Consider the following 12,662-nt stretch of genomic DNA (forward strand, 5'->3'; position numbering starts at 1 on the left):
CTATTCATCTTCCGTTTCTGTAATCTCAACTGCCATTGGATCCAACCGGCTTCGGTCATAAGCTTCCGTATTGATATTGGTCTGATCGATCTCTTCATATCCATCATCCAGATAATCATCTACAACCCCATCTGTTCCAAGATCTCCGGCAAAGGAAGATACCCTGTAGTGAAGCTTTCGATATATCTTTTTAATTACCTTGATCACTAATACGATGCACCAGTTAATGATATAAGCCAAAATGATACTGATAACTATATCCTTACCACTGTCTCCAAATCTCTTCTGGATCGGAGTTCCAATATAACGGATCACAAAATACTGGGTCAGGTAAAAATCAAATACCATAGAGCTTAAGATTCCAAATGGTGATAATGTAAATATATGAGAAATCATTCCACCGTCATAAGAAAATACCATCACGATCAGCACATACAACAGCAATCTCAGAAGTGCTGTAGGAATTCCATATTTCCCAACTGTTCCCAGATAAATGAGAACCGCTGCCACAAGCACTACCAGCTCTGCTCCGGTCAGAAGATTTCTTCCAGCGGAACGATCTGTCTCGATCCGAATATTCAGTCTGAAATTTGCAAGCCAGACACCAATACAGAATAAAATAAGATTCATCAGAAACAGATATGGCATATCCTGCTTCAATACCATTGCATCAGCAAGTGGTCCTGCAACAATTATATATACAACGATCAGCCCGACTATCACCAATCCGCTTCTTTTCAGATCCCGCTTCATTCTTGCCGCCAGCATACCGATCACCGGAGCCAGAAGATAGATCAGAAAGATTGCTGATACAAACCAACTGACCGGATTCAGTGCCATATAATATCCAGCCTTCGGTATCATTGCCTGAAGCATCGGTATACTGATGATATACTTCACGATCAGTGTCTTAATTTCCTGTGAACCGGGATGGCTGCACAATGCGAGGATCAGGAATACTGTCTGCATGATCATATAAAGCGGATACAGAATTCCCAGCTTCTTTCCAAGAAATTCCAGATAATTCTTCTTGTTCAGATTAATAAACTTCTTATGGTAATGAATACCGATTCCAAATCCTACCAGAACAAAGAAAAATGCCATTCCAAATATCCCATTATCCAGATATTTGTCATAAACTGCCTGCGCTTTTTCTCCCGGCATCATCCCCACACAATATGATAAAAAGACAAGGGTGATCATGATAACCTTCCATGCCTCAAATGATTTTGCTTTTACCTTCATATTCCTTCTCTCCTGTGCAATAAAACTTTTTTTGCTCATTTGGATTTATTATAGCATCTAACAACATACATATGCAAATCTTATATTTTCAAAAGCGCTGGCAGATTCCTTGACACTCCATTCTCCCTGAACTAAAATTAAAGAATACCGTTCTGCCAGTTCATATGGCAGCGGCACAAGGAGAAGTTATATGAAAAAAGTGAATCTGATCGTTCCCTGTTACAATGAAGCGGAAGCACTTCCTTTATTTAAGGACGAACTGAACAAAGTAATCCAGACTCTGGATCAATATACATTTGAGATACTTCTGATCAATGATGGTTCTACAGATACAACCCTTTCCGTCATGAAAGAAATCTGTGATACGGATTCTCATTACAAATATATATCATTTTCAAGAAACTTTGGAAAAGAAGCTGCCATGTATGCCGGCTTCTGTAATTCAGATGGTGACTATGCCGCCATCATGGATGCAGATATGCAGGATCCCCCTGCCCTGCTGCCTGATATGCTCCACTGTCTGGAAACCGAGGATTATGACAGCGTTGCCACCCGGCGGGTATCGAGGATCGGAGAACCAAAGATCCGTTCCTTCTTTGCAAGGAATTTTTATAAACTTATCAACAAGATCTCGGACGCAGATGTTGTCGATGGTGCCAGGGATTTTCGTCTGATGAAGCGTGAAATGGTAGACAGTATCGTCGCCATGTGCGAATACAACCGATTCTCAAAGGGTATCTTTGGCTGGATCGGTTTTAAGACCAAATGGCTGGAATATGAAAATGTAAACCGCATTGCCGGAGAAACAAAATGGAGTTTCTGGGGCTTATTCAAATATGCGGTCGATGGAATCATCAATTTTTCCGAAACCCCGATGTCCCTTGCATCCGGGCTTGGCATTTTTCTGACGATCTTTTCCTTTCTTATGGTTATTTTCATTATTATAAGAAAAGAAATATTCGGAGATCCGGTTGCCGGCTGGCCATCTCTTGCCTGTATCATCATCTTTATTGCTGGACTTCAGTTCCTGTGCATGGGTATTATGGGTAAATACATTGCCAAGACATATCTGGAAGTAAAAAACCGGCCACATTACATCGTATCGGAAACAAATAAGGATCATGTAGATCCGATCCATTAGGAATAAAAACAAAGAAGGCGTATATATAATGAAGAAACTTACATATATTATTTTGCATCTGCTGATTCTTCCATTGCTCCTCTACGGATTTTCTTTTTCTGTATCTGCGGAAGAAACCAGTTCCGAAGACACTGTTATACAGGTTACTGCGGAAGACGGCAGCGACATATCCCAAAAGCTGAACGAAGCGCTGATCAATGCCAGAGATCTTGCCGAAAGCTCCGGGCAGATTGTTACAGTCAGGGTTCAAAAAGGTAGTTATCTTCTTTCCGCTGCGCTGCATATTTACAGCAATACAACGCTGGATGTCACGGATGTTCACTTTACATTTGCCGGTTCCCATCGGTTCAATATGCTGATCACCGGTCCATCATCAACAGAAAATTACAAAGACTATGACGATTACAACAACAGTGAAGCCTGCTCCGGCTATGATGCCTATAAGAATATCACGGTTCTGGGCGGAATCTGGGAAAGCACCGAAGCCAATCTGAGTTGTATCGTTCGTATCTTTCATGCTACTAATATTACCCTTGACGGTCTTACTTTCACGGGCGGCGGATGCGTACATCAGCTAGAGGTTGCTGCGATCGACGGCTTTTATGTCAGAAACTGCACATTTAAAAACCACGGCAAACGTGCTGACGATACCAAAAACTTTGAAAAAGAAGAAGCCATACAGCTCGATATGCCATACAGTGAACTGGTATATCCCGGCACTTATCCGGACGGAACCCCTATGAAGAATGTGGAGATCACACACAACACATTCCAGAATATTGCCCGTGGTGTCGGAACACACACCATGCTCTGCGGTGCATATCACGAGAATATCAAGATCAACGATAACACATTTATCAATGTGCTGGAAGAATGTGTTGTCTGCTTAAACTATGTAAACTGTGAAGTAAAGAACAACACGATCACCAACTGCGGCGGCGGTATTCTGGTTCAGAATGCCAAGGAATACGAAGTATCCATGAACACAACGGTTTTAAATGGCGCAAAGAAGATCGACAACGCTGTTATCAACAATGCAGTAACAGAAGTCAGCGGCAACACCATGAAGCTGACCTACCATCCGACAACATTAAAAACTGCCGGAATCTTCGTTTATGGAAGAAAGCTGAACAGCAACATCACAGGAGGAGATGGATTTCCTCTGCCGGATGAAGATTTCTATATCAGCTCCGTTATTATACGAAACAATACGATCATCACACCGGGAGACGGTATCACCTTATCCGATGCAAGAGATTGCGAGGTATCCGGTAATACAATCAATGGATATAATTTCTCGCCGGATGACAAATTACGAACTTCCAGAGATGGCATCCGTATTGATCAGTCCAGTAAGAATATCTCCGTAACCGGAAATGAGATTAAGAACATGCCGCGTTATGGTCTGTATATTACGGACAACAGTACCGCCTCTGCGATTGAAAATAACACCTTTAAAAACTGTACCGGAACCGGAATCTTTCTGACAGACTCCAGTGCATGTATCTATGATATTGCAAACAACATTGTAAAAAACTGCAAAGCCGGCGGTATTCTGGTTGGGAACAACAGCCGTGTCACGAACATAACAGGAAATGCCTTTGGTGCTGTCAGTGGCAATCCGGCGATCAAAGTATACAGCAACAGCCGTACCGGGCTGATCTCGACAAACCGGGTACGTGACATGGGTGATAAAACAAAAGCAACCGTTGCAAATGCAATTGAGATTACCGGACGCTCTTTTGCAAAAGAGATTTCATCCAACCGGATCTATGCATCAAAAACGGACGTCTCCTCCGGAATGGGAATTCTGGTTGATAAGGCCTCCAAAATTGCTGGTTCCGTAAAAAACAACACGATCTCGGATGCAGCCCTGTATGCCGTATCTATTGCCAATCATTCCAAGGTTGCAGAGCTGGTCAGTGAAAATGTACTCTCTTCCATTGGTAAAAGTGCGATCGCAGTAAATGGAGCCAGCAGCATCGGTCAGAACATTGAAGGAAACTCTATCAATGGAAGTGGAACCAACGGTATCCTTCTGGAAAAAGAAGCAACGGTCTGTGGCGGCATCAACAATAATACAATCAGTGAGTGCAGCAATTACGGCATCAATGTCCAGAGCATCAATAACGATACAACTATCTCGTATAACTATATTTCCGCAAAAGGCAATGCCCCGATCAACATTGCTGCACACAGCAATTACCTGCTGACAGTTGTCAAAAATACCTTATGTGGATCTGCATCATTAAATGGTATGCAACTATCCAAATGTAATGTAGCTATTTCTGACAACGATATTACTGATTTCAAATATGGTATTGCTGCTTCCTCATCCGTATCCGGTGCGATCAGCAATAATATATATAACGATATAGCAAATAAAGATCTGTCGATTAATGACACTGACCAGAAAATATGCGGTACGGTAACGGATCTCACCTGTTCTATGAATACAGCACGCAATCAGGCAACCTTATCATGGAAGAAGGTCAAAGGAATCAGTGGCTATGAAGTACAATACAGTACAACCGATCATTTTTCCGGCAAATCGACAAAACAGCTTGGCAAGGAACAGACATCCTATGCTTTACAGGATCTTCCAAAGGGCAAAACAATCTACTATCGTGTTCGTGCCTATCGTTCCTTTGGAAATCTCAGCATCTATGGTTCCTATACAAGCGGAAACTTTACCGCCTGATCCTGTCAGGCAGATACTTAGTGGCATCTGTTTTTTAACAGTTAACCAGAACATCTGATATTTTTGAAAGGGGAAGTTTTATGAAAAAACATCTTATCTCATGTATGGCGGGAGCAGTCCTTGCATCCGGTCTTATCTTCGGAACTGCATTTCGCTCAAATGCTGCAATGCCGGCTTCCGGTTTTACAACAGCGCCGGTCTTTGCCGCCGCATCGAATGACGACATGCTTATCACTGACAGTGTGATCACACTGACTGTCAAAAACGGAACTGACATTACAACAGAATTAAACACAGCTTTAAAAGCGGCCAGAGATATGGCAGATCAGACGGACAGTATCATTACTGTAACCGTTCCTTCCGGTTCTTATACCCTGTCATCGACAGCCCGTATTTTCAGCAACACCACATTAAATCTGAAAGGTGTTACACTGACCTGTGCAGACAATGGTAAATTCAACATGATCATATCTGGTACTCCCGGCTCCTACAAAGACCAGACAAACTACAACAAAAGTGATCTCTGCACCGGATATGATGGATTTAAAAATATAACGATCAATGGCGGAACGCTGATCGGAAACAGCGAGAATACTTCCAGTATGATCCGTCTCTTTCATGCAACAAATGTAAATCTGTCCGGTATCACCCTGTCGGGCGGCGGTTGTGTGCATCAGATGGAGGTCTGTGCGATCAATGGCTTCTATGTAAAAAACTGTACTTTCAAAAATAACGGACGGGAAACCGGTGTGACTAACGCCCACGTCAACCAGGAAGCCCTTCAGCTTGATACTCCATGTAAAGAAGCCGCATTTCCGGGTGTCGTTCAGGATGGCACAACAATGAAAAACGTTGAGATCACCGGATGTAAATTTCAGAATGTCATCCGTGGCATTGGCAGCCATACACTTCTTCTGGGTGCTTACCATGAGAATATCAAGATCAATAACAATACCTTCAATAATGTTATGGAAGAATGTATTATCGGACTTAACTACCGCAACTGTGAGATCAAAAACAATACGATCACAAACTGCGGCGGCGGTATCCTGTTCCAGAATTTTAAATCCTACGAAGGCTCTGTTATTTCTACCATTCTGGACAGTAAACAACCATACAAAGGAAAGATCATCTACAATCTGAACTCTGTCATCAGCGATAACACGATCACCTTAAAGTATTCTCCATCCTGTGAGAATCCTGCAGCTATTAAGGTATTTGGCCACAACCAGTTGAAAAAAATGAAAGGTGCGGACGGTAAATATTTCCCTACCGGAAATTATTACATTACCGGTGTAACCGTATCCAATAACAATATCACAACAGCCGTTACCGGCATCCACATCACTGATGCCTGGAACTGTACCTTTACAAACAATACCGTTACCGGAAAGGGATTCAGCGCAAAGGATCCTCTGAAAAATGAACGAGACGGCATCTTTATTCAAAGCTATGCAAAAGGACTTGTCCTGTCAAACAACAAGGTCTCCGGAATGACCGGACACGGTATTGCCATTCATTTCTCATCAACGGCTAAGGATATTATCAGCAACACAATTTCCAACTGCGGCGGTTATGGTATCCACATCTATCAGAACAGCGGTTGTACCGGTTTATTATCCAAGAATAAAATAAAGAAATGTGCAAGCGGCGGCATCAGTCTCAGTACAAACTCTACGGTGGCAGATATTCTATCCAATACCATCACCGGCGGCTGTACAGATACAGGTATCAGCCTGTACAATAACTGTGAAGCCGGAAAGATCAAAAACAACACGATCACAGCCATCGGCAAAAATGCTCCTGCGATCAAGCTGTCTCAGAAGTCAGCCTCTAAAACCATAACCGGAAACAAGATCCAGGCAGGAACTGCAAAATATTCCTGTGGAAGAGCAATCTTCCTTTATAACGGTTCCAAGGTTCGCGGTTCCATTATTGGCAACGCTATGGAAAACAGCAACGATACTGCGATCTGCATCTCCACAAAGTCAACCGTAACCGGAGGAGTTACAAACAACCAGATCCTATCAGCCGGAAAATACGGTCTTCAGGTCTTCAACGCATCGACTATAAAGAAAACAGTTTCGGGAAATACGATCAAGAAGGCAGCAACAAGCGGTATTAATATATGCAGTACCAAAAATGTGCTGACCATCGATAAAAATACAATATCCGGAAGCTCCAAGGCAGCCATCTATGTACAACCGGCTTCCACACAATATAAAGTGACAGTTAAAAACAACACGATTACCGGCAATAAAAAAGGTCCTGGTATCTCAGCTCTCCAGGCAAATATCAAAGTGACCGGCAATAAAATATCCAAAGTGACCTTCGGTGTATATGCAGACCAGAAGTGCAAAGGCAACATCTACTCAAATAAAATTTCCAAAGCCTCCCGCCGCAAGATATACACTGCCACTAAAAAAGTGAAGCTAAAAAAATAACCCCTCCGAAATGGAGATATCACTTATTGAAAGCCCCCTATAATACATTTATGCCGCAGAGCGCGAGCGTTCTGCGGCATAAATGTATATATGTCTCATTATTTATATATGTTATATTTTACAGTTCTAGTCTAATGTGACTTTAACCTTTTTGAGGTTCCAAATCTCTTTTGCATACTCTTCGATTGTTCTGTCAGATGAGAACTTACCGGCGCATGCTGTATTCAGCATAACCATCTTAGCCCAGTTCTTCTCATCTCTGTAAAGAGTATCAATCTTTCTGTGAGCTTCTACATAAGAAGCAAAATCCTTAAGGATGAAGTATACATCTTCGTTGATAAGTGAATCATACAGATCTCTGAAACGATCCGGATCATCAGAAGAATACATACCATTGATAAGCTGTGTAAGAACAGTTCTTACTGCTGCATCATTGTTGTAGATATCCTTTGGATTGTATCCACCTTCACGCTCATACTTCATAACTTCTTCAGCTCTTAAACCGAAGATAACTGCATTTTCTTCACCAACTTCTTCAACGATCTCTACATTTGCACCATCCATGGTTCCAAGTGTAACTGCACCGTTTAACATAAATTTCATGTTACCGGTACCGGATGCTTCCCTGGAAGCTGTTGAAATCTGCTCGCTGACATCTGCTGCTGCGAAGATCAGCTCTGCATTGGATACTCTGTAGTTCTCAATGAATACAACCTTGATCTTACCCTTGATAGATGCATCGTTGTTGATAACATCTGCAACGGAGTTGATCAGCTTGATGATAAGCTTTGCTCTCTTATAACCGGCGGAAGCCTTTGCACCAAAGATATATGTTGTTGGATACATATCATATGATGGATTTGTCTTCAGCTCGTTGTACTGATACATAACATGTAAAATATTAAGAAGCTGTCTCTTGTACTCATGAAGTCTCTTAACCTGTACATCAAAGATAGAACGAGGATCTACATCCACGCCATTATGCTCCTTGATATAATTTGCAAGACGGATCTTGTTCTGGTACTTGATATTCATAAATTCCTGCTGATACTTCTCATCAGTAGCATATACTTTTAACTTCTTCAGATTTGAAAGCTTAACGATCCATTCATCACCGATCTTATCTGTGATCCAGCTTGCAAGAAGCGGATTACCATGAAGAAGGAAACGTCTCTGTGTAATACCATTTGTCTTATTGTTAAACTGCTCAGGTCTCATCTCATAGAAATCCTTCAGCTCTCTCTCTTCCAGAATCTTTGTATGAAGTGCCGCAACACCATTTACAGAGTAAGAACCTGCGATAGCAAGATGTGCCATCTTAACCTGACCATCATAGAGGATAGCCATGTTCTTAACCTTATCCTGGTTGCCCGGATACATAGACTGGATCTTCAGTACGAATCTTCTGTTGATCTCTTCTACGATCTGGTAGATACGAGGAAGTAATCTTGAGAATAATTCGATCGGCCATTTCTCAAGAGCCTCAGCCATGATCGTATGGTTGGTGTATGCACATGTTCTGGTTGTGATATCCCATGCGTCATCCCACTCAAGACCTTCTTCATCCATAAGGATTCTCATCAACTCTGCTACTGCAACTGTTGGATGTGTATCATTCATCTGGAATGTAACTTTATCCGGAAGATTATGAATATCGCTGTTCTTCTCCTTGAATTTCAGGATTGCTCTCTGAACAGACGCTGAAATGAAGAAGTACTGCTGTCTCAGTCTTAATTCCTTGCCTGCATAGTGATTATCATTTGGATAAAGAACTTCAACGATCGTCTTAGCAAGGTTCTGCTGTTCAACAGCCTTTTCATATTCACCCTTATCAAATGAATCAAGACAGAATTCCTGATCTGCTTCTGCATCCCAGATACGAAGTGTATTTACAACATTGTTGCCATAACCGACAACCGGAACATCATATGGTACGGCACGAACAGTCTGATAACCATCCTGAATAAAGTAATTTCTTCCATCTCTGTTCTCAACTCTTACATAACCGCCAAATTTAACTTCTACAGCATACTCCGGGCGCTTGATTTCAAATGGGTTGCCATCCTTTAACCAGTCATCCGGCAGCTCGATCTGATAACCATCCTTGATCGCCTGCTTGAACATACCATAACGATAACGGATACCACATCCGTATGCCGGATAACCAAGTGTTGCAAGAGAATCCAGGAAACATGCTGCAAGACGTCCCAAACCACCGTTACCAAGTGCTGCATCCGGCTCCTGATCCTCAATCAGATTCAGATCAAATCCAAGTTCATCCAATGCTTCTTTTACTGCATCATAGTATGTCAGATTGATCAGATTGTTTCCCAGGGCTCTACCCATCAGGAACTCCATGGACAGATAGTAAACTGTCTTAACGTTCTTCTTCTCATATTCCTTATGTGTTGCTATCCATCTGTCTATTATGTCATCCTTAACAGCGTAGCTGACAGCCTGGAATACCTGCTGTGGAGTTGCCTCTTCGATTGGTCTTCTGTACAATGTTTTCACATTTGTAATAACCTCTTTTTTGAAGCCCTCTTTGTCGAAATCAATCAACTTTTTCATTTATCGTATCCTCCTTGAAAATTGCACGCCAGAATGCATCCCTGACGATTTTTCTATAATCAGATGCCGGTATCATCCGGATCCTTTATATCTCTTTCGTCCTGATTCATCATAATAACCGATTTTACCATGAGAATTTTTGGAAGAAACCTATATTATTTTAACAAAAAAACATGTATTTCTCAATACATGTCTTAATTTTTTGTAGAAAAATACATATTTTTTAGACCAAAGTCTAATTAATCTTGCAATTTTACAATGATTTTTCAATTATTTTCTGTTTTTATAGTTATTTATACGCTCTTGCCCTATGGGGCATACCAATATCTGAACAGTTTCATAAGGGATTTTCCTTCTAATAACCGCCTGAATAATAGCCGCCACAAGGGAAACAGCACATATTCCCACCACAGCAGGAGAGACAAAGCAGGGTAGTGCAGAATGTATTACAGCATTTTGTCATATCCCGACCTGACATATCCATGCCGTAGCCCTGTCCCTGATCCATATACCATTTCGATCCACTCTTGATCTGTTCGTACGCCTGCTTGTATTCCATATTATCCGGCTCTAACTGTATCGCTCTCTGAAGCATCTCAAGCGCCCGGATCTGATTACCAAGTCCGGCATTGCACACACCGGAATAATAATGCCATTTTGCATTGTGATCCTGAATCTGGTTCAATACTGTTCTTGCTTCCTCATAACTGCCTGACCGCAGATAGTTTCTGGCTGCCTGAAAATATCTGGAATCCTGATCGTTTGGATCATATTCCTCCCGTCTTCCGCCGGTATAACCGCCGAACCCACCAAACGGTCCAAAGCCGCCATAGAATCCGCCAAACGGATCTGACTCATCATAAGTCGTTCTTCCACCGCTGTTGCTGTTTCGGTAACTGCCTGAACCATATGAACCATTTCCATATGGGCTGCCATATCCACCTGCTCCGTATGAATTTCCATAACCGGTATCACCATCCATGATCGCCTTGTATGCCTGCTGGATCTCTTTGAACTTCTCCTCTGCCTCAGCTTTATTTGGATTGTTGATATTCGCATCCGGGTGATATTTTCTGCTCAATCGTCTGTATGCACTTTTTACTTCATCATTACTGGCACCATGCGGCAATCCCAGTACTTCATAAGGATCTTTCATTTATTCTCCATTCTGCCTGTTATCTGCTCTGCTACCGCATCTTTCGGCAGTTGCTTTATAATAATTATTCCATATGCCAGAATACACGATATTTCTGAGAATTTCCACATTTTTTATGATCGGAAGCTTCTCAAATTCTCTGGCACATTCTGCCGCCTGCATCATCAGGACTTCTTTTACCCAGTCTGCAAGCATCTGCCATTCCTCCACCGGAATGTCCTCTGTCTTCGTTTCTTCACTGCATGTCAACTTGTGTATCAGTGGATTAAAGCTGTGTCTTTTCCTGTCTTTTTCGATATCATCGTAAGCGTCCAGAATATATACAAATCTTCCAAGATAATAACCGATCTTTCTCAGATTTTCTTCCCATGCATCAGCTCTTACGGCAAATATCTCTGCCAGCACTTCACCAAAATATCCTGATAGACGATCCAGATCTTCACTGTTTTCTTTCTCAAGCTCACTAATCTTTGCAAGCCGATCTGCAATAGTATCAATCTTTTGTCTGTAATCATATAACCGGCTGTCTTTCTTTTCCAGCTCTTTCTTCGGTATTAAAAGCTCCGCATACAGCTTACGAAACAGCTTCTTATCATCTGTCCAGTCATCCATGCATTTATAATATGTAAGAATACGATTCATATCCGCTGCATAATCGGAGTACAGATTTCTAGCATATTCATGCTTTGTCATCGGATGGACCACACACCTTTTTGTACCCCGCTCCTCTGACGGCTCATACAATCCGGTAAGCAGCAGCACCAGAAATGTCATATCGTAGCTTAATGACAACTGGCCTTTTGCGCCCTGATCTTCTTTTAATGCCCTGCACAACCCGCAGTAATACCTGTGGTATTCGTCAAATTCTTTAAATTTCATTTCCTGCTGGTTTACTACTATATATCCAAACACGCGCCTGTCTCCAATCAGCTTTTCTTAATAAAAGTATTCCCACATTTCGGACATCTTATCTCGATCCTGCCCTTGCCTCGTGGAATCCGGATCATTTGCTCGCAACGTGGGCAGGTAAAGATCCTATAATCTTTTCCGGCTTCTTTGCTTTTCTTCATCCGTTTAAATAGATTGCGAACACTTGCTGTATGGCTTAGAAACCACTTGTTTTCTGCCGCACGCTTGTCATATTTCTTGGAAAAAATACGCACATACCCATAGATAAAGAAAGCGAGTCCAAGGAAATACAAAACTCCTGTCTTCGCCCAGACATCTATGATGATCAGGAGCACTCCTGTCCAAGTCAGAAATGACGAAAACTGGTCATTTCCATATCTTGTTCGCATAAAGTTATAAATCTTATCTCTCATATCAGCACCATTCTTTCTTTGCCCTGCAGATCTGCTGCCATTTCAGTACCTTCAGGTCATTTATTCTATCTATATATTTCCA

General features: G+C 41.9%; 8 protein-coding genes. 3 read left to right on the top strand and 5 right to left on the bottom strand.

Annotation, left to right across the window (positions count from 1 at the left end; translation table 11 throughout):
• Positions 1-1,245 (bottom strand): acyltransferase, encoded by a 1,245-nt coding sequence (locus tag DXB77_RS09195; protein WP_182439469.1) that lies wholly within the window; start codon positions 1,243-1,245, stop codon positions 1-3.
• 190 nt (positions 1,246-1,435) lie between these two features.
• On the opposite strand from DXB77_RS09195, the gene DXB77_RS09200 reads away from it, so the two are divergent.
• The 3 genes from DXB77_RS09200 to DXB77_RS09210 all read left to right on the top strand — a co-directional run bounded on the left by DXB77_RS09200 (position 1,436) and on the right by DXB77_RS09210 (position 7,531).
• Positions 1,436-2,386: a glycosyltransferase family 2 protein gene (locus DXB77_RS09200; RefSeq protein WP_021944319.1), complete on the top strand. Its 951-nt coding sequence runs from the start codon at positions 1,436-1,438 to the stop codon at positions 2,384-2,386.
• A 28-nt stretch (positions 2,387-2,414) separates the two neighbouring features.
• Complete coding sequence (locus DXB77_RS09205; protein ID WP_118663083.1) at positions 2,415-5,087, top strand: right-handed parallel beta-helix repeat-containing protein; 2,673 nt, start codon at positions 2,415-2,417, stop codon at positions 5,085-5,087.
• 80 nt (positions 5,088-5,167) lie between these two features.
• Positions 5,168-7,531, top strand: a complete 2,364-nt coding sequence (locus DXB77_RS09210; RefSeq protein WP_118663084.1) for a right-handed parallel beta-helix repeat-containing protein — start codon at positions 5,168-5,170, stop codon at positions 7,529-7,531.
• A gap of 126 nt (positions 7,532-7,657) precedes the next feature.
• Here the strand turns inward: DXB77_RS09210 and DXB77_RS09215 are convergent, their stop codons facing one another.
• The 4 genes from DXB77_RS09215 to DXB77_RS09230 all read right to left on the bottom strand — a co-directional run bounded on the left by DXB77_RS09215 (position 7,658) and on the right by DXB77_RS09230 (position 12,580).
• A complete protein-coding gene (locus DXB77_RS09215) occupies positions 7,658-10,102 on the bottom strand; it encodes a glycogen/starch/alpha-glucan phosphorylase (protein ID WP_118663085.1) in 2,445 nt (814 codons plus the stop codon).
• A gap of 355 nt (positions 10,103-10,457) precedes the next feature.
• On the bottom strand, positions 10,458-11,258 hold the full coding sequence (locus DXB77_RS09220; protein WP_021944315.1) for a DnaJ domain-containing protein: 801 nt from the start codon (positions 11,256-11,258) through the stop codon (positions 10,458-10,460).
• A complete protein-coding gene (locus DXB77_RS09225) occupies positions 11,259-12,170 on the bottom strand; it encodes a DUF5685 family protein (protein ID WP_118663086.1) in 912 nt (303 codons plus the stop codon).
• 14 nt (positions 12,171-12,184) lie between these two features.
• Positions 12,185-12,580 (bottom strand): hypothetical protein, encoded by a 396-nt coding sequence (locus DXB77_RS09230; protein WP_118663087.1) that lies wholly within the window; start codon positions 12,578-12,580, stop codon positions 12,185-12,187.
• Between the last annotated feature and the right edge of the window lie 82 nt (positions 12,581-12,662).

The sequence above is a fragment of the Clostridium sp. OM05-9 genome (assembly GCF_003481465.1).
GTDB lineage: Bacteria > Bacillota > Clostridia > Lachnospirales > Lachnospiraceae > Coprococcus > Coprococcus ammoniilyticus.